The sequence below is a fragment of the uncultured Marinobacter sp. genome (assembly GCF_963974375.1).
GTDB lineage: Bacteria > Pseudomonadota > Gammaproteobacteria > Pseudomonadales > Oleiphilaceae > Marinobacter.
The window spans coordinates 1-16742 of record NZ_CAXBDN010000068.1 but is presented as its reverse complement, the minus strand read 5'-3'; the positions used below and the strand labels follow the sequence as shown (position 1 = coordinate 16742).

The window sequence follows — 16742 nt, the reverse complement described above, 5'->3', positions numbered from 1 at the left end:
CAACAAGGCGGCAATGGCTGCTGCCAGCAGTACCACCCCCATCAGCACCCGGCTGCGGTCATACCGGTCAGAAAACCGGCCAACCGGAATCTGCAGCAGAGCACCGCCAACGATGGCCAGGCTCATCACCAGCCCTACCCCGGCGTTATCCAGCCCGAGACCGGAAACGTACACCGGCGTCATGGCCCAGAATGCACCCATGGCGAGTCCGGACAGGGCCGCACAGATCACCGGCAGTGGCGCAAAACCCAGCAAGGCGCGCAAGCTACTTTCAGGTCGGTCCGCGATGACCGGCTGCGGCCGTCGGGAAAGAGTGATTGGCAACAGGGCCCAGCACATCAGAATGGAGACAATGGCGAACAGCACGAAGCCATCGGCGCTATCGAGACGCAGAATCTGCTGGGCCAGCGCCAGCGCCCCCAGGTTCACTACCATATAAATGGCGAATACCCGACCTCGTTCATGACTGGCCGACTGGCTGTTCAGCCAGCTTTCGATAACCGTAATCAGGGTGATGTAGGACAGACCGAATACAAACCGCAGTCCCATCCAGGCCCAGGGGTCGATCAGAATCACATGGAGCAGCGCGGCAGAGGCACAGATGGCCGCACAGAACCCGAAGGTGCGGATGTGGCCCATACGCCGGATCAGACGTCCGCTGACCCAGGTGCCACAGACAAAGCCCACAAAGTAGGCCGACATGATCACGCCCAGAACCGCACTGGAAAAACCTTCGCTGCTACCCCTCAGGGTCAGCAGGGTGTTAATCAGGCCATTGCCCAGCAACAGCAATGCAACACTCCAGAGTATGGAGCGAATGGGTTTGAGCAGGCTAAAGGTGCCCATGGCAGATCCCCGGCTGACTTATGGTTACCGAGGAACCTGCAGCAACCATGCCAGCGAATTCCGGACATTCAGGCCGGCACGCAGCAATCAGCCTGGGTTGACCACCCATTCCGGGTCTTCAAACTCACCCAGGGGGCGAATATCCACGAATGGCGCCACGCTGCGGATAATTTCCGCCACCTCCTGGTTGTGGGTCGACTCCATGGCATCCCGCTGAGCCTTGCTGTCCCAGCTGGCAATGGCAATCAGCGTGTCCGGATCCCCGATCTTGCGGTGCAGTTCGGTGCCTCTGGCGCCAGGAGCCTGCTGAATGATTTCACTGGCACGGACCCAGGCATCGGCATACTCCTCAGCGGTATGGCCTTCATGGATACGTACTTCAAAGATAAACTTCATGGTTATTCTCCTGTGTTCCCTCTCCGGGCCCCTTCCTGAACCCTTTTCTGGCCGGTACTGGACGTTTATGCTCCGGAACCTTTCGCTTGCCCGGTGACAACTGACCGATTGCCGAAGCTCAGCCAAAGTAGTAGTAGATAAGCTGCAGGACCACCATGAGTATCAGTAGCGGGAAGATGAACCGGGTGATATTGGCTGGTATGCGTCCTCCGCGCTCGCCCGTCTTCGCGTATTTTTCCAGCAAAGGCACCAGTACGATCAGTACCAGAAACAGCACAACCAGTATGGTAACCAGCGTTGCCATGAATATTCTCTCCCGTGGGCTTCTGGGGTAGTATCGGGTCCTGGTTCTGGTCAGCGCAGTGACCCGCAACGGCAGTTGCCGTAGCTGACAATGCCAACCTTAGCACAGTCGCACCGGGATCTGGCTGACAGGCCCGGGCCCGGCAAAACCCCGACCCAGAAAAAACGAAAATCCATGGAACTTACCTTTCTCGGCACTTCGGCAGGAACCCCCACCAAGGCCCGCAACGTCACCGGCCTGGCTCTGCAACACGGAGGTCCCCGGCAGTGGTACCTGATAGATTGCGGCGAAGGCACCCAGCACCGGTTACTCCACACCCGCCATTCGGTGATGCAGCTGCAGGCCATCTTCATTACCCATGTTCACGGTGACCACACCTTCGGACTGCCGGGATTGCTGGCCAGCGCATCCATGTCCGGTCGCACCGAGCCATTGCCGGTGATCGGCCCGCCAGAACTGAAGTCGTTCATCGAAACCACGCTGGCGTGCACCGACTCCAGCCTCGGATTTGAATTGCAGTTTTTCAATTCACAAGCAGAGCACTTCTTCTGGCAGGACCACGGTATTCAGGTCACCACCGCCGCCCTTTCACACCGCGTGCCCTGCCATGCCTTTATCTTTACCGAGCGGTCCCTGGAACGACAGTTGCTCAAAGACCGACTGCTGAGGGACGGCATAGTCGCCGGGCCTGCCTGGGGTCAGCTGCAGAGAGGTGAGGACGTGGTCCTTGAAGACGGACGCACCCTGCGATGCGACGATTACACACTGGTGGACCGCCTGCCCCGCCGCCTGGTCGTAGCCGGCGATAACGACAACCCCGAGCTGCTGGCCGCCGCCTGCGAGCAGGCCCAGGTACTGGTTCACGAAGCCACCTATACCCAGGAAGTCTCGGACCGGGTCGGGCCCTGGCCACAGCACAGCTCCGCTGCACAAGTCGCCGGCTTTGCCGAACGTGCGGGGGTGCCCAATCTGGTTCTGACCCATTTCAGTTCCCGTTACCAGTTTCCGTCGCCGGACGGTCAGAGCAAAGGCCCGGTTATCACCGAGCTGGCCGATGAGGCGCAAACCCTTTACCGGGGCCAGCTCTTCCTCGCGAAGGACTTCGATCACTACCGTCTCACACGGGAGGGCGTGCTGGAGGCGACTGTCCGGCCGCGACTCACCAATAAAAACAATCATTGAAGGACACAAGATCATGAGCCAACGCACTACACCACTCATACTGGTTCCAGGTCTGCTGTGTGACCCGGCACTCTGGCGTCACCAGAGCGCTCACCTGACGGATATTGCCGACTGCCAGATCGTGGACGTCACCGGCCGCGACCGTATTGAGGATATGGCGGCCGATATTCTGGCCAGTGCTCCGGAACAATTTGCCCTGGCGGGACTTTCCATGGGCGGGTATGTCGCCCTCGATATCCTCAGGCAAGCTCCGGAGCGAGTACTGAAACTGGCCTTGCTGGACACCCACGCCCGCGCCGATAGCCCGGAGCAGTCAGCCCAGCGGGAGAAGCTGATCGCTCTGGCGCAGGATGAAGGCCTGGACAATGTCATGCCGTTGCTCCTGCCCCGCATGATCCACCCCGCGCGCCTGGACGACAGCGTGCTCGTCAACGAACTGCAGGCCATGGCGGCCCGGGTAGGGCCTCAGGCTTTTGTCCGCCAGCAACAGGCCATCATGCATCGTCGTGATTACCGGGAATCGTTGGCCGACATCTACTGCCCTACCGTTGTGATCGGTGGCCGCGATGACGTCATTGCGCCTCTGGATCGAATGGCTGAAATGGCAGCGGGTGTTCGCAATGGACGGCTGGCGATCATAGAGGACTGCGGCCACATGGCCACCATGGAACAACCTCAGGCCGCCACGGCCCTGCTGAGAGACTGGCTGGTCTATCAGCAATAGGCGGATCAGGCTGGGCCTTGCCGGCCCGTTCGATCCATAAGCAAAACCCGTCGGTGTTATTGCTTACAATAATTTGCTTGGCATTCCCGGCAAGGGCGCGTAGAGTGGCGGTCGTAGGAAAGATTTTGAATAGCTTTTCATGAATATGACGCGTATCTGTTGTTACCAGTAGTGCATCGTCCTGTTTTTGATTCCGCGAACTTAGTGTTTCCACAATAAAGCTGACCCATCATCATTTCGGTGAAGTGGCAGCACATTAAAGATTAATATCAGGATTATTTTATATGTCTACTGTAACCGGCACTGTCAAATTCTTCAACGAATCCAAAGGCTTCGGCTTTATCACTCGTGAAGGCGGCCCGGACGTTTTCGTTCACTACAGCGCTATTCAAGGCGGCGGATTCAAAACTCTGGCTGAAGGCCAGCAGGTCGAGTTCACCGTAACTCAGGGCCAGAAAGGTCCTCAGGCGGAAAATGTTAACGCTCTGTAAATAACAGACGTAGCATGAAAAGGCAGCTTCGGCTGCCTTTTTTAATGGGCGCAATTCAGGGTTTTAACCGCCAGCCACCAATGGCAGACGTGTACCGCACATCCACCCCCAGGTCCCGCAACCACTGGGCCACCATGTGGTTTGAATTGACAAAGAAGTGATATGACTGCGGATGCGGCACAAACACCAGGTTGTAGGTACGATTGTCAAAGGCTGATGCCTGACCGGATCGGTGCAACCTCTCGAGCCTGTTCACCAGTGCATCCACCTGCCCTGCCTCCACGGCAAATACATGCATCTTTGCGATGCCTGTGCCAATGACATGATCCAGCCGCTCACCTGGCTGCTCAGGTGGAAGTGCCTGGCGCCCGAATGCCGAACGGCTGGGCAACGCCAACGCGCGTACGCCAGACCAGAACCCCTCTTTTTCCTCGGCGTACCAGCGCCAGTCACCAAAGGCGTATCTCACCCGGGTGTGATCAACTTTCGTCAGCATCAGGGAGGTGTGCCAGCCATGCTCCAGCACGGCCACCGTACGAGGCTCTGTTACCAGATCGGGGGCAGTCACCCGGGTTGCGCAGGCGGTCAGGACTGGCACAAGCAAAAGCAGCAGAAGGTTTCTGAACATGAGCTGGAGTCCCTGGCCGACTCGCGGTCCGACGCCTCAACAGGCTGTGGACAGTACGGAATATGCTGCAAGAATGTACTGACTTCGCGGAGCCCTTTCAGGGAACCCCAAGGAATCTCAAGGAACCAGCAAGCAGCCGGCGTAAGGAGAGGGTATCGGGGACGGGACACCAGTGTCCAGCGGAAACACGTCAGGCAGCAGTCTGAACACTGCCGCTGCCTGACGGTGGATAACGGGACTACTTCCTGGCGGAGTTCACCGTATCCTTGATATCGCCTTTGACCTTCTTGGCGCTGCCTTTCGCCTGATCGAGATTACCCTCAGCTTCCTGCTCTTCATCTCCGGTGATCTTGCCAACGGCTTCCTTTATCTTGCCCTTGGCCTTATCAAGAGTACCTTCAGCCTTGTCGCGATTTGCACTTTTCATAACAACCTCCTGGCCTGTTCGGATTTCCTTTTTACGCACAATGTGATCCAGTGCGCATTTTCAAATTAGCAGTGCCAATCAAAGAACCCTAATTACCATGGCGTAACCGAGAGGCCAGCATCCTGCCTTGCAAAGGATCGTCAGCCAGCCTCCAGAGTGCCGATCAGAACCGCCATGAAACGGGCTGCCTCGCCGCCCGTTACAGCCCGATGGTCAAAGGTCACAGACAGTGGCAATACCCGGCGCACTGCCGGCTTCCCCTGCCAGGGGATCACCTTTTCCCGCGCCCGTCCGGCCCCCACAATGGCCACCTGCGGCGGGCTGACAACGGGATTGGCGTATTGGCCACACAAGGTACCGAAGTTGGACAGGGTAATGGTTGCCCCCTGCATCTCCCGCGGCGGAATCTTGCGGGAAGCAACAGCCTGCCGCAGGTTTTCAAGGCCTTTACGCAGATCCTCAAGGGAGCGATGATTTACGTCTCTGAGTACCGGCACAAACAGGCCTTCCGGTGTATCCACTGCAATACCCACGTGCACTTCGGTCAGCAGACGACGGCTCAGGTTATCGCCATCGAACCAGCAGTTGAGGACAGGCGCCGCCCCGCAGGCCACAGCAATGGCCTGTACCAGGCGCATGGTGATGTCGGTCCCGGCTCGCCAGTCGTGGATGTCCGCGTCCTCGAAAATCGACACCGGCACCACCTGGGCGTGGGACAGCGCCATGTTCTTTGCCATGGTGCGACGGGGCCCACGAAGGGCTTCCGCCTCACCCAGCTGTTTCTGATGACTGGCTTGCTGATGAACATCATCGCTGGTGATCAGCCCGCCGGGGCCACTGCCCCTGACGGCTTCAAGGCTGACCCCAAGGCGCTCCGCCAGGGCTCTCACCCCGGGCGTGGCCCTATTATGCCGTGCCCGTTTGCTGGAGGGCGCTGCTCCGACAATGAAGGCATCCCTGTGCACCTGGTCCTCACTGTTACTGTCGGCAACGGCGGATTTCAGTTCACCGACGACGGTGCCACTGTCTGCCCCATCACCTTCAAACGCCAGCAGGGGCTCACCGGTGTGGATAATGTCTCCGGATTCACCGAACAGCTTTGCGATCACTCCGTCCTCTGGCGAAGGCACTTCCACGATGGCTTTGGCCGTTTCGACACTGACCAGAACCTGATCCGCCTCAACGCTATCGCCAACCCGGACATGCCACTGGACGATCTCCGCCTCTGGCAAGCCTTCGCCCAGATCCGGCAGTCTGAAGTGCTTCATAAGTGTCTCCAGTCGCCCTAAAGGGCAATAACCTGCTCCACCGCCTCCAGGATATCCGAGACCCGGGGCAGGTAATGGTGTTCGTTCCGGAAGTAAGGCATCACCGTATCGTAACCGGTGACCCTGACCACCGGTGCCTGCAGGTCCAGAAAGCCCGCTTCGGCAATGGACGCCGCGATCTCGGCACCCACACCGCCATTGCGACAGGCTTCGTGAACGATGACTGCGCGGCCGGTTTTGGCCACCGAACACAACAGGGTTTCCCGATCCAGGGGGCTCACCGAGGCAACATCGATCACCTCGGCGGATATGCCCTGATCGGCCAGTTGGTCGGCAGCCTGCAGAGTTTCCAGAATGGAGGCACCCCAGCTGATCAGGGTGACGTCGTCCCCTTCCCGAAGCGTAAAGCAGGTATCCAGCGGCAGGGCATCGCCATTGTCCGTAACCTTCTGGGTGACAGCCCGGTAGATACGTTTCGGCTCAAGGAATATGACCGGATCCGGATTGCGGATAGCGGCCAGCAGCAGACCGTAGGCCCGTTGCGGCGAGCTGGGAATAACCACTCGCAAGCCGGGTATGTGGGCAAACAGCGCCTCCGTGCTTTCGGAGTGGGGCTCCGGGGCATGAATGCCGCCACCGAACGGGGCCCGGAACACCAATGGGCAACTCAGACGCCCCCGGGTGCGGTTTCGCATTCGGGCGGCGTGGGCCACAATCTGCTCCATGCCGGCGTAGATAAACCCCATGAACTGGAACTCCGCCACCGGCCGCAAGCCTTGGGTTGCCATGCCCACCGCCGTGCCGGCAATCAGGGTTTCCGCCAGCGGCGTGTCCATGACCCGCTTGAAACCGAAACGCTCCTTCAGCCCTGCAGTCGCCCGGAACACCCCGCCGTTAGTGGCGATGTCCTCCCCCAGCAGAACCACCCGGTCGTCGCGGGCCATTTCCCGGGCCAGCGCCATATTGACCGCTTCCACCAGAGTCACGTTCTGGTCCTGTCGGTCACCTTGCCCGGTTTGCAGGTTTTTGTCAGCGGCGGCGTTCATGCTTCACCTCCGCTTACCGACTGTCTGCGGACCAGCTGTTCCCGCTGGGCCTGGAGCGCCACAGGCAGGGTTTCGAACAGATAGTCCAGCATCGCCGTGGCTGGCTCAGGGGCGGTGGCCAGATAGTCTTCCACCGCTTTTTCTACCGTTTTCCGACAGTCACTTTGCAGGGTTTTTTCCTGATCAGCGTCCCACAACTGGCAACGGTGCAGGTAGTTCTGGAGGCGTTTGACGCCGTCCTTTTCCCAGGCCGTTTTTAACTGATCGGCATCCCGGTAGCGGGTGGCATCATCCGCCGTGGTATGGTCTCCGAGGCGGTAGGTCACCGCTTCGATCACGGCCGCCCCCTTGCCCGCCCGGGCACGATCCAGCGCCCGTTCCAGTGCGTCACTCACGGCAAAATAGTCGTTGCCGTCAACGATGTGGCCCGGCAAGCCACCGCTGACGGCTTTCTGGGCAATGGTTTCACAACCGGTCTGGATCGCCCGCGGTGTTGAAATGGCCCATTGGTTGTTACTGACCACAAACACCACCGGCAGATGCCAGGCCCCCGCCAGATTGACGCTCTCCAGAAAATCCCCCTTCGAAGTGGCGCCATCGCCCAGGGAGCAGACCACGGCCCGGTGCTCTCCCCGGATCCGCATGGCGGAGGCAACACCGACTGCATGACAGCACTGGGTTGCGATAGGCACAGCAATGGGCAGATCTTCCGGACAGGCCTGCCAGGCACTGCCCCGTTCGTCGCCTCCCCAGTACAGCAAAAGTTCCGTCAGGGTAACGCCACGCAGCAGATGTGCCGCCTGATCGCGATAGTAGGGTACGAAGACATCTGAGGGCTTCATGCACTGGCCTATGGCCGTGCCGATGACCTCATGGCCGAGCACCGACGGATAGGTGCCGCACTTGCCGGTACGCTGCAATGCAATGGTTTTGGTATCGAAAGCGCGGGTCAGCACCATATTGCGGTAGGCTGCGAGGGCGCGGCCGGTATCGGCCGCCAGATCCGGCAAAGGGCCCAGGGCCTTGCCCTGATCATCAAGATAGCGGAGCCGGTCGACGTGAAATTCGTAAAGGTCTTTATCAGTGTCCATCCCTTCCTCCTGCTTTCATCGCAGCTGCGCCGGCTTGTGGCCTGACAACTGTGAGCGGACGGATTGCGTGGATCACACGCTTCCGGGACATCCTGCTTTTGCACAACAACTGATTAAGTTCTAGCCGACTCTGCCACTTTCGGCAACATCAACCAGGAATGAACGGTGAAAGGTTCGCTAGCCCGGCTGCTGGAGCCGGGCTGACAGCCCTCAGGCTTTTTTGACGAATTCAGACTTCAGCTTCATGGCACCGATGCCATCAATTTTGCAATCGATATCGTGATCACCATCCACCAGGCGGATATTCCTGACCTTGGTTCCCACCTTCACCACCAGGCTGGAGCCCTTCACCTTGAGGTCCTTGATCACCGTAATGGTGTCGCCGTCCTGAAGCTCGTTGCCGTTGGCATCCTGTACCACCTTGCCGGCGGCCGCGGCCAGCACATCGGCTTCAGACCATTCATGACCGCATTCGGGACAGACGTAATTGGCACCATCTTCGTAGGTATATTCAGAGGCGCACTGTGGGCAGGCCGGGAGGTTCGACATGAGAGTACCTGAAGTCAGTTAACAGGCCCCGCATGATATCAGAAACCTGCCCGGTCGGGGTGCCCGAAGCCCTCTGCGGGGGTTACCGCGACGAAGGACTCACCCGGCCCAGTACGGTGGGTGATTCAGACAACGGCAGGGCAAGGACAATGCCCTCGTTGGAAGCGGGAAAGACGCCGGTAAGGGCCGTGATGTTGACTTGGTGAGACACCAGAATGACCGGCAGCCCCGGACCCAGGTCATTCACCAGGCGGATGGTGTCCCGGGTCTGCCCCGGGCCGGCGTTGCGATTCCGAAAAAACGAATTCAGCGCCGGCCATTCGATAACCTCGCCCACCGCCATGCCGGTGGCGGTATCCCGGGACCGGCACCACTGACTGGTAAACACCCGCGCCTCGGTGATGTCATGGCGGGCCAGCAGTGCCTGCCAGGCCCGCGCCTGGGCCCTGCCCTGTGCGCTGAGATTGCGCTGGCTGCTGCAATCATCCAGAACAAAATGGCTGGGATCACCAGTGCCGGGCGCCAGGGCGTGCCGAAGCATCAGCAGTGCCCGCCCCTCACGCAAAGCTTGCCAAGCCTGGTTATTGCCTTGGGCATGGCCCTGGGTTGTCACTGAAAATAACATAACGAGGATCAGACAACGGCTACAAGCAGCTATGGTCATGGCTCGGCGAGCTCCCTGGTCAGCAGGCCTTTCGCGCAGATGGCATCGGCAATGAATCTCTATACGCACGCCTCGCCTCAGCCGGACCACCACTATCCCGCAAGCGGGCAGAGAGGGTAAACTCCACCAGAATGAAGCCGCAAGGAAAACACCATGCCAATCTGGGTCGATGCCGATGCCTGCCCCGTGCCCATCCGGGAAATTCTCTGCCGCGCAGCCGACCGCTGGAAAGTGCAGACCACCTTCATTGCCAACCACGTCATCAAGGTGACTCCCAGCCCCTTCATCCAGACCCGGCAGGTACCCCAGGGATTCGACGTTGCGGACAACGAGATTGTTGACCAGCTGACTTCAGGCGATCTGGTGATCACCCAGGATATCCCCCTGGCCGCGGAAGCCATTGAGCACGGCGCCGATGTCTTCAACCCGAGAGGTCAGGCCTTTACCCGGGAGAATATTCGCCAGCGCCTGGCCATGCGCAATTTCATGGAAGAACTGCGCAACACCGGTCAGATCACTGGCGGGCCAGCGGCTTTCTCACAAACCGATCGCAAGGAGTTTGCTGACCAGCTGGACCGCTGGCTACAACGTAATCTCAGATAACACCGTTGTGGCCATCAGCTGTTTTCAATCCGAAAGCCCACTTTCAGTGAGACCTGATAGTGCCCCACCTTGCCGTCCACAATGTGGCCCCGGGTTTCCGTGACTTCGAACCACTCCATATGACGAATGCTGTTACGGCACTCCGCAAGAGCATTTTCGATGGCGTTTTCAATACTTTTGGTCGAAGAACCCACCACCTCAACCTTCTTGTAAACATGATCGTCTGACATACACTTCTCCATGGGTCTGATTTTTCGGTTCAGGCCGCAGCCCTCTCAATCCCAGTATGGCACACGGAATTCCGGAGGCACCCCCAATGACCGGATGGTCATCTGCCGGTTCGCTCGGCGCCTGCCGAACCGCGCCCTGTCAACTGACCTTAGCCAGAAATACGACCGTATACAGGATGACTACAGATGGCAAACCCGTAAGAAATGCCGGAGCCCCGGCTGCTATCCTGACTAGTTAAAGGAGAACCCGGAATGCGATACATCAGAACCAGTGCCTACAGGTCAAACCGGCACACCTCACTTCCCGCAACCCTGACTGCGATTTCGGCGATATTACTGGCAGGGCCTGCGTCGGCGGAGGTCTACCAGTCTGCCAAGGCCGACTTCCGGCTGGTCACCGTGGCCGAAGGTCTTGAGCACCCCTGGAGCATTGCCTTTCTTCCCGACGGCAGCCAGCTGGTCACCGAGCGCAGCGGTCGCATCCGCCTGATCACGGACGGCGAACTGGCGGCCAGCCCTGTCGCCAACGCCCCTGAAGCAGCCGCCCAGGGCCAGGGTGGCATGCTGGATATCCTGCTGCACCCGGAATTCGGGCAGAACAACATCCTGTTTGTCAGTTACGCCCACCGCAACCGTGAGGGGCTGACAACCCGGGTGGATCGCGCCCAGTACCGCGACGGTGCCCTGCACGACCGGAAAACCATCTTCGAGGCGGAACCCCGCTCCAGCAATGGCCGCCACTTTGCCGGCCGCATGGTGATACCCGGGGATGGCTACCTGTACGTGGCGGTTGGCGACCGGGGAGACATGGACCGGGCCCAGGATTTCGGCGACGACGCTGCAGCGGTTCACCGCATCACGATCGACGGCAAGGTACCTGACTCCAACCCGTTTGTGGACCGGGACGACGCCCGCCCAACCCTGTTTACCAAGGGCAACCGCAACATTCAGGGCATGACCCTGCATCCGGACACCGGTGCAGTCTGGAGTCACGAGCACGGGCCCCGGGGCGGCGACGAGATCAACATCATCGAAGCCGGGGTCAACTACGGCTGGCCGAAAATCACCTACGGTATTGATTACAGCGGTGCCCGGATCACCGACAAAACCGAAATGGAAGGCATGGCCCAGCCGCTTCATTACTGGGACCCTTCCATTGCGCCATCCGGTATGGCCTTCTACACCGGCGATGCCTTCCCGCAATGGCAGGGAGATCTGTTCGTTGGCGCCCTGCGCTCACAGAAGCTGGTCCGGCTGACCATTGATGACGAGGAAGTTCAGGGGGAGGAAGACCTGCTGACAGGCTACGGCGAACGCCTGCGAGACGTCCGCATGGGCCCGGATGGCGTGCTCTGGTTGCTCACGGATTCAGCCAATGGCAAGGTGGTGCAGCTGGTACCTGCCGAATAAGCCAGGCATCAGTTGGGATCGCTGGTTCGCTCGGTTTTGTCGTACTGGGGAATCTGGTCGGTAATGGTGAACCAGTCCGATTTTGATCCGACATAGACATGAGACGAGGGGCCCTTGCCCAGGGGCTCGTTAATGGCGCCGATCCGCAATCGCAGAATCGCCGGAATCGCATCCAGCCGGCTGTAAAGCTGGCTGCCACAGCGCTTGCAGAAACCACGGTATTTACCGGGGCGGGACTCGTACTCGGTCACCTGGTCTTCGCCCGCCAGATAGCGGAACCGCACTTTCTGAATCGGGGCACTGGCGGAGAAAGCGCTGCCATGGGCACGGCGGCACTGACTGCAATGACACAGCGCGATGGGCCCCAGCGGACCCTGGTATTCGAACTGCACATCTCCGCACAGGCAATGGCCGGTCAGCATTGGAACTTCCTCGTTAACATCGGGTTTTCAGAAGGTCGACCCATGGCCGAAACGGGTAATCGTGCTGATTGACAACACTGTCGCAAAAACTGGCTCCAAGTTTACCAGCGGAAACGCAACTCAGCATCCGCTACCGTTCAGTTACCTTCACTCACAAAAATTGTGGTATTTCTTGACTGTGCTGACATTATTTAATGTTGTGTAGAGCTTGAGCACATAGTAGCCAGCGGGAAAATGAGCTATCTTTAATGCCACCTCACCTTACTTTCAGGGCGCACGCTATGGTCCCGTTTTCCCGCTTCCGGGATACCAGCCCCGGATACTCCCCATTGCTACGGCGCACGGTGGCAGCCATCACGCTGACATTGATGACTGCCGTGACGGCCACCTCGCTGGCTGCGGCCCCGGAACCGAGGCTCTGGAGCAATCAGGTGCGCGGCTTTGCCCTGGACTCACTGCAGGATCAGGAAGCCCTCAGCGTGGTTGCCATCCCCCTCAACGGTCCGGGAATAGAGCAGTATGTGAACGCAGACCAGCTGATGAGCCCCGGCTCCATCATGAAGGTTCTCACCACCTATGCCGCCCTTGAACTGCTCGGCCCCAACTATCGTTGGGAAACCCGGTTCCTGACAGACGGTGTGCTTGAGGGTGATCGGCTGAAGGGCAATCTTTACGTTCGCTTCAGCGGCGATCCCAAACTTACTATCGAGCGGACCTGGGCCGTGGTGCGGGAGCTGCGGGGCATGGGCATCCGCCACATCGAAGGCGACCTGATTCTGGATGCCAGTGTCTTTATCCTGCCTGATGGCATTCCCGGCTTTGATGACAATGGCTCCAATCGCTACGCCCCGTTCCTGGTAGAGCCTTCCGCCGTCCTCACCAACCTGAACCTGCTGCATCTGCAGGTGCGGTCCGATGAGCGCGGCACCCAGGCCTGGAGCACCCCGGCAATTGAGTCCGTGGCTATTGATAACCGGGTTACCGCGGCCGCTGAAGGCCCCTGTCCTGCCCGCAGTGACTTCACCTGGACGCCCGCGTTCCATGATGATGGCCGGGTAACGGTCAAGGTGACCGGTGAGCTGCCCGCTGGCTGCCGCAGCACCACCTACCTGTCGCTGATCCCCCACGAACAGTACAGCGCAGAACTGATCCGCTCACTGTGGAAAGAGACCGGCGGCACCTTTACCGGCAACTGGCGCAAGGCCATTACTCCCGACGATGCTCGTCTGCTGGCATCCACCAGCTCTCCCGATCTGGTCACCATGGTGCGGGACATCAACAAATGGAGCAGCAACGTCATGGCCCGTCAGCTGTTGCTGGCCATAGGCGCCGAAAAACGCAAAGACGATGATAACGACGACCGGGTTTCCGGAATTCAGGCCATCTATCACTGGCTGGAGCAAAAAGGGATCACTACCGCCGGCATGGTGATTGATAACGGCAGCGGTCTTTCCCGACATGAGCGTATGTCCGCCCGGCAAATGTCGCAGATCCTGCAACATGCCTGGAACAGCCCCTATGGATCCGATCTGGTCACTTCCATGCCCTTGATTGCCATGGACGGTACCATGACCCGACGCCTGCGCAATACCGGCATGGACGGCCTCGGCCGCATCAAAACCGGCTACCTGCAAGACGTTCGTTCAGTGGCCGGCTTCAGTCGTGACAACCAGAACACCACTTGGGCGGTGGTCGGCATCGTCAATCATGACCCGGCCTGGAACGGACAGGCGGTGCTCGACAAGGTACTGCACTCGCTGCATTACACACCACCTCTGGGTACTGCGCTGTCTCAGGCGGACTGACACTCGCGCCCGGGCAATCGAGAGGGGCACCCCTCGCCAGACAAAAAAGCCCGCGACAGCGTCTGTCGCGGGCTTTTCATTATGGGACCGGTCAGACCGTCAGATAACCACCATCCACGTTGACACAGGTGCCCGTGGTGTAGCTGGAGGCCTCCGACACCAGATACAGCACGGTGCCGGCCATTTCATCCGGGTGGGCCATACGGTGCATGGGAATATGCTCCATGGCACGGTCGCGAATGGCATCGTTGGTAGTCAGCGCACTGGCGAATTTGGTATCGGTAAGCCCCGGCAGAAGCGCATTGACGCGGATCTTGTCCGGCCCCAGCTCACGGGCGAAAGCCCGGGTCATGGCAATAACCGCAGACTTGGTGATGGAGTAAATACCCTGCATGAAGCCCGGGGTAACGCCGTTGACCGAGGCCACATTGACAATGGCGCCGCCATTCCCGCTTTTCTGCATCAGCTTGGCGGCCTGGGTACTCATGAAAAAGTAACCCCGGATGTTCACATCAACGGTCTTCTGGAAGGCACCGATGTCGGTGTCCTCGATCTTGCCGAAATAGGGGTTGGTGGCGGCATTGTTCACCAGAATGTCGAGCTTGCCATGCTTCTCGCGAATGTAGTCCCAGATGCCATCGATCTGCGCCATATCACCGATATGACAGGCCACAGCTTCCGCACTGCCGCCATTCTCACGGATGCTGGCAGCCACAGCTTCACAACCATCAATCTTGCGGCTGCTGACGATAACGTGAGCCCCCTTGTCGGCCAGCAGCCGGGCAACGCTCTCGCCGATACCACGGCTGGCGCCGGTAATCAGTGCTGTCTTGCCGCTCAGATCGAACAGGTCTTTATTACTCATGTTGTCTCTCCTTGAGTTGATGTTTTGCGAGCATGAAGCCCACTTAGCGGAAGGTCACCAGCGCCGGATCTTCCGCTTCAAGATGACTGTAGTTGTTGAACACTGCCAGACTGCGACGCTGCCCGGAGTAAAGCACACGGGTCACGCTGGTATTGGCAATAACGTTATTCAGCCCCAGGGCGTGGCTGTCACTGATGCCCAACAGGCTCTGTACCATCACGGCAATGGGGCCACCTGAGGTGGACACAAACACCTCGCCACCGTCGGCCCAGCTCACCAGATCATCGAACGACCTCTGCACGCGATGCTTGAATCCGCTCCAGGTTTCCGGATAGTCCACATCATGATCACCACTGACCCAGCGCTGAACGGCTTTCACAAAGGTTTCCTGAAAGGCCTTCGCAGGGTTGCCACTGGCATCCAGCTCGGCTTTCATCACGGCGTGGTCCCGCCACTGCGGACGGTAATTGTGCATTACGGCAACGTGATCAAACTCGTTAAAACCCTCGGCAACCTGCATGTCAGGGAACGATGACCGGCGATAGCCGCTGGCCAGTGCTTCCACGGTTTCCCGGTGACGCTTCATATTGCCGCCAATGACCACGTCGGGCCGGACCCGGTCTGCCATCCACTGCCCCAGGACTTTCGCCTGCTGCCAGCCGGTAGCAGAAAGCTGGTCGTAATTTTCTTCCCCAAAACTGGCCTGTCCGTGGCGAATCAGATAAATCGTGGCCAAGGTCAGCCCCCCTTCATTTTTTTTGTCCAGAGTTTGCTGTTTTTATGCATCAGGTAATCAAACGCCCAGGGTGCATGGCGCTTGAGCTTCCACAACTTCCGCTCGCGCTTGTGGGGTAACACCCAGAACTCGCCGCTCCTGACGGCAGTCACTATCTGCTCAGCAACGTCTTCTGCGGTAACGGTTGAGCGCTTCATCAACTTGCTGATGTTCTGCTGAATACCCGGCAAATCCGAGCGCATGCTCGCGGTCAGGTTGGTCTGAAAGAACGAGGGACAGACACAACACACCTGGATTCCGAAATCACGGAGTTCCATGCTGAGGGTTTCAGACAACGCGATGACACCGGCCTTGGACACATTATAGCTGTCCATCATTGGCGCCAGCATCAGCCCGGCCATGGAGGCAACGTTGACGAAGACACCACTGCCCTGTTGCTTGAACAGGGGTGTGAACACCTTACAACCCCGCACCACCCCCAGTACGTTGATGTCCAGAATCCACTCCCAGTCCGCCAGCGTGGAATCCTCGATGGAACCGGCGGTGGCCACGCCTGCATTGTTCACAACCACATCGACCCCGTCCCAGCGGCTTTCCAGCTCTGCCCGGACCTTTTCCAGGTCAGAGATCCGGCGCACGTCGCAGGCCAGGAACAGACCTTCACCACCGGCCTGGTTGATTTCCTCCGCCACCGCAGCACCCTGCTCCGGATTGATGTCACCGATGCAAACCCGGGCACCCTCGCGGGCATACCGCAAGGCAAGCGCGCGACCGAGGCCACTGGCGCCGCCAGTAATAAAAATTCGCTGTGTCATGATGTCTGTTCCAGAACGGATTGATCAGAGCAGCCAGGGTACCTTCGACCTTCGGGAAGCTGCGTCTGTAGCGATGGATGTAACGGGTCAGTGTAAAACCCGGGGGTCTATTACGCGACTGAATTATACTTATCGTTTACCATAACATTCACTTATCCTCTTTTTTGCTGCGAACTTCTGAGACGGAACCTGCACCATGGCTTCAAACCGGCTGGACCTTAACCTGCTGCACGTGTTCGA

Annotated in this window: 21 protein-coding genes; 6 read left to right on the top strand and 15 right to left on the bottom strand. The window is 59.1% G+C overall.

Annotation, left to right across the window (positions count from 1 at the left end; genetic code table 11):
- From AAC035_RS07900 to AAC035_RS07890, 3 genes are all read right to left on the bottom strand, one after another.
- A partial coding sequence (locus tag AAC035_RS07900) for an MFS transporter (protein ID WP_339802210.1) occupies window positions 1–846 on the bottom strand: 846 nt, incomplete at its 3' end.
- 87 nt (window positions 847–933) lie between these two features.
- On the bottom strand, window positions 934–1242 hold the full coding sequence (locus tag AAC035_RS07895) for an antibiotic biosynthesis monooxygenase (protein ID WP_339802207.1): 309 nt from the start codon (window positions 1240–1242) through the stop codon (window positions 934–936).
- Window positions 1243–1360: 118 nt separating this feature from the next.
- Window positions 1361–1546 carry a hypothetical protein gene (locus AAC035_RS07890; RefSeq protein ID WP_339802204.1) on the bottom strand — a complete coding sequence of 62 codons (186 nt, stop codon included), beginning with the start codon at window positions 1544–1546 and terminating at the stop codon, window positions 1361–1363.
- A gap of 174 nt (window positions 1547–1720) precedes the next feature.
- On the opposite strand from AAC035_RS07890, the gene AAC035_RS07885 reads away from it, so the two are divergent.
- The 3 genes from AAC035_RS07885 to AAC035_RS07875 all read left to right on the top strand — a co-directional run bounded on the left by AAC035_RS07885 (window position 1721) and on the right by AAC035_RS07875 (window position 3943).
- The gene (locus tag AAC035_RS07885) at window positions 1721–2728 is read left to right on the top strand and encodes a ribonuclease Z (RefSeq protein WP_339802202.1); all 1008 of its coding nucleotides are present in this window, start codon (window positions 1721–1723) and stop codon (window positions 2726–2728) included.
- 13 nt (window positions 2729–2741) lie between these two features.
- Window positions 2742–3452 carry an alpha/beta fold hydrolase gene (locus tag AAC035_RS07880; RefSeq protein WP_339802199.1) on the top strand — a complete coding sequence of 237 codons (711 nt, stop codon included), beginning with the start codon at window positions 2742–2744 and terminating at the stop codon, window positions 3450–3452.
- A gap of 284 nt (window positions 3453–3736) precedes the next feature.
- Complete coding sequence (locus AAC035_RS07875; RefSeq protein WP_339802197.1) at window positions 3737–3943, top strand: cold-shock protein; 207 nt, start codon at window positions 3737–3739, stop codon at window positions 3941–3943.
- A gap of 55 nt (window positions 3944–3998) precedes the next feature.
- Here the strand turns inward: AAC035_RS07875 and AAC035_RS07870 are convergent, their stop codons facing one another.
- From AAC035_RS07870 to AAC035_RS07840, 7 genes are all read right to left on the bottom strand, one after another.
- Window positions 3999–4571 (bottom strand): hypothetical protein, encoded by a 573-nt coding sequence (locus AAC035_RS07870; protein WP_339802194.1) that lies wholly within the window; start codon window positions 4569–4571, stop codon window positions 3999–4001.
- Between the two features lie 238 nt (window positions 4572–4809).
- The gene (locus tag AAC035_RS07865) at window positions 4810–4998 is read right to left on the bottom strand and encodes a CsbD family protein (protein ID WP_339802192.1); all 189 of its coding nucleotides are present in this window, start codon (window positions 4996–4998) and stop codon (window positions 4810–4812) included.
- A 140-nt stretch (window positions 4999–5138) separates the two neighbouring features.
- Window positions 5139–6266, bottom strand: a complete 1128-nt coding sequence (locus AAC035_RS07860; RefSeq protein WP_339802189.1) for a dihydrolipoamide acetyltransferase family protein — start codon at window positions 6264–6266, stop codon at window positions 5139–5141.
- A 17-nt stretch (window positions 6267–6283) separates the two neighbouring features.
- Window positions 6284–7312, bottom strand: coding sequence for an alpha-ketoacid dehydrogenase subunit beta (locus AAC035_RS07855; RefSeq protein ID WP_339802186.1), 1029 nt, complete (start codon window positions 7310–7312; stop codon window positions 6284–6286).
- Entirely contained in the window at window positions 7309–8403 is a 1095-nt protein-coding gene (gene pdhA / locus AAC035_RS07850; RefSeq protein WP_339802184.1) for a pyruvate dehydrogenase (acetyl-transferring) E1 component subunit alpha, read from the bottom strand. Before pdhA ends, AAC035_RS07855 begins: the two co-directional genes overlap by 4 nt.
- 210 nt (window positions 8404–8613) lie before the next feature.
- Window positions 8614–8952, bottom strand: a complete 339-nt coding sequence (locus AAC035_RS07845) for a zinc ribbon domain-containing protein YjdM (protein ID WP_339802182.1) — start codon at window positions 8950–8952, stop codon at window positions 8614–8616.
- An 82-nt stretch (window positions 8953–9034) separates the two neighbouring features.
- A complete protein-coding gene (locus AAC035_RS07840) occupies window positions 9035–9577 on the bottom strand; it encodes a histidine phosphatase family protein (RefSeq protein ID WP_339802215.1) in 543 nt (180 codons plus the stop codon).
- A gap of 192 nt (window positions 9578–9769) precedes the next feature.
- Here AAC035_RS07840 and AAC035_RS07835 point away from each other — a divergent pair, with 192 nt between their 5' ends.
- The gene (locus AAC035_RS07835) at window positions 9770–10219 is read left to right on the top strand and encodes a YaiI/YqxD family protein (RefSeq protein WP_339802179.1); all 450 of its coding nucleotides are present in this window, start codon (window positions 9770–9772) and stop codon (window positions 10217–10219) included.
- A gap of 14 nt (window positions 10220–10233) precedes the next feature.
- Here AAC035_RS07835 and AAC035_RS07830 read toward each other — a convergent pair whose 3' ends face one another.
- Window positions 10234–10449: a dodecin gene (locus AAC035_RS07830; RefSeq protein ID WP_339802177.1), complete on the bottom strand. Its 216-nt coding sequence runs from the start codon at window positions 10447–10449 to the stop codon at window positions 10234–10236.
- Between the two features lie 252 nt (window positions 10450–10701).
- On the opposite strand from AAC035_RS07830, the gene AAC035_RS07825 reads away from it, so the two are divergent.
- Complete coding sequence (locus AAC035_RS07825; RefSeq protein ID WP_339802174.1) at window positions 10702–11859, top strand: PQQ-dependent sugar dehydrogenase; 1158 nt, start codon at window positions 10702–10704, stop codon at window positions 11857–11859.
- A gap of 8 nt (window positions 11860–11867) precedes the next feature.
- Here AAC035_RS07825 and AAC035_RS07820 read toward each other — a convergent pair whose 3' ends face one another.
- Entirely contained in the window at window positions 11868–12281 is a 414-nt protein-coding gene (locus AAC035_RS07820) for a GFA family protein (RefSeq protein WP_339802171.1), read from the bottom strand.
- A gap of 368 nt (window positions 12282–12649) precedes the next feature.
- On the opposite strand from AAC035_RS07820, the gene dacB reads away from it, so the two are divergent.
- A complete protein-coding gene (gene dacB / locus AAC035_RS07815; RefSeq protein WP_339802213.1) occupies window positions 12650–14086 on the top strand; it encodes a D-alanyl-D-alanine carboxypeptidase/D-alanyl-D-alanine-endopeptidase in 1437 nt (478 codons plus the stop codon).
- A 91-nt stretch (window positions 14087–14177) separates the two neighbouring features.
- Here the strand turns inward: dacB and AAC035_RS07810 are convergent, their stop codons facing one another.
- The 3 genes from AAC035_RS07810 to AAC035_RS07800 are packed head-to-tail and all read right to left on the bottom strand — an operon-like array spanning window position 14178 to window position 16502.
- Window positions 14178–14951: an SDR family oxidoreductase gene (locus AAC035_RS07810; RefSeq protein ID WP_339802168.1), complete on the bottom strand. Its 774-nt coding sequence runs from the start codon at window positions 14949–14951 to the stop codon at window positions 14178–14180.
- Window positions 14952–14994: 43 nt separating this feature from the next.
- On the bottom strand, window positions 14995–15687 hold the full coding sequence (locus AAC035_RS07805; RefSeq protein WP_339802166.1) for a histidine phosphatase family protein: 693 nt from the start codon (window positions 15685–15687) through the stop codon (window positions 14995–14997).
- A gap of 2 nt (window positions 15688–15689) precedes the next feature.
- Window positions 15690–16502 (bottom strand): SDR family oxidoreductase, encoded by an 813-nt coding sequence (locus tag AAC035_RS07800; RefSeq protein ID WP_339802163.1) that lies wholly within the window; start codon window positions 16500–16502, stop codon window positions 15690–15692.
- Between the last annotated feature and the right edge of the window lie 240 nt (window positions 16503–16742).

Excerpts from the sequence above, each read along its gene's own strand:
- AAC035_RS07865 (WP_339802192.1), bottom strand. The coding sequence starts at position 4,998 with ATGAAAAGTGCAAATCGCGACAAGGCTGAAGGTACTCTTGATAAGGCC.
- AAC035_RS07870 (WP_339802194.1), bottom strand. The coding sequence starts at position 4,571 with ATGTTCAGAAACCTTCTGCTGCTTTTGCTTGTGCCAGTCCTGACCGCC.
- AAC035_RS07840 (WP_339802215.1), bottom strand. The coding sequence starts at position 9,577 with ATGTTATTTTCAGTGACAACCCAGGGCCATGCCCAAGGCAATAACCAG.
- AAC035_RS07855 (WP_339802186.1), bottom strand. The coding sequence starts at position 7,312 with ATGAACGCCGCCGCTGACAAAAACCTGCAAACCGGGCAAGGTGACCGA.
- AAC035_RS07885 (WP_339802202.1), top strand. The coding sequence starts at position 1,721 with ATGGAACTTACCTTTCTCGGCACTTCGGCAGGAACCCCCACCAAGGCC.
- AAC035_RS07845 (WP_339802182.1), bottom strand. The coding sequence starts at position 8,952 with ATGTCGAACCTCCCGGCCTGCCCACAGTGCGCCTCTGAATATACCTAC.
- AAC035_RS07890 (WP_339802204.1), bottom strand. The coding sequence starts at position 1,546 with ATGGCAACGCTGGTTACCATACTGGTTGTGCTGTTTCTGGTACTGATC.
- AAC035_RS07800 (WP_339802163.1), bottom strand. The coding sequence starts at position 16,502 with ATGACACAGCGAATTTTTATTACTGGCGGCGCCAGTGGCCTCGGTCGC.
- AAC035_RS07835 (WP_339802179.1), top strand. The coding sequence starts at position 9,770 with ATGCCAATCTGGGTCGATGCCGATGCCTGCCCCGTGCCCATCCGGGAA.
- dacB (WP_339802213.1), top strand. The coding sequence starts at position 12,650 with ATGACTGCCGTGACGGCCACCTCGCTGGCTGCGGCCCCGGAACCGAGG.
- AAC035_RS07820 (WP_339802171.1), bottom strand. The coding sequence starts at position 12,281 with ATGCTGACCGGCCATTGCCTGTGCGGAGATGTGCAGTTCGAATACCAG.
- AAC035_RS07825 (WP_339802174.1), top strand. The coding sequence starts at position 10,702 with ATGCGATACATCAGAACCAGTGCCTACAGGTCAAACCGGCACACCTCA.
- AAC035_RS07810 (WP_339802168.1), bottom strand. The coding sequence starts at position 14,951 with ATGAGTAATAAAGACCTGTTCGATCTGAGCGGCAAGACAGCACTGATT.
- pdhA (WP_339802184.1), bottom strand. The coding sequence starts at position 8,403 with ATGGACACTGATAAAGACCTTTACGAATTTCACGTCGACCGGCTCCGC.
- AAC035_RS07860 (WP_339802189.1), bottom strand. The coding sequence starts at position 6,266 with ATGAAGCACTTCAGACTGCCGGATCTGGGCGAAGGCTTGCCAGAGGCG.
- AAC035_RS07895 (WP_339802207.1), bottom strand. The coding sequence starts at position 1,242 with ATGAAGTTTATCTTTGAAGTACGTATCCATGAAGGCCATACCGCTGAG.
- AAC035_RS07880 (WP_339802199.1), top strand. The coding sequence starts at position 2,742 with ATGAGCCAACGCACTACACCACTCATACTGGTTCCAGGTCTGCTGTGT.
- AAC035_RS07830 (WP_339802177.1), bottom strand. The coding sequence starts at position 10,449 with ATGTCAGACGATCATGTTTACAAGAAGGTTGAGGTGGTGGGTTCTTCG.
- AAC035_RS07875 (WP_339802197.1), top strand. The coding sequence starts at position 3,737 with ATGTCTACTGTAACCGGCACTGTCAAATTCTTCAACGAATCCAAAGGC.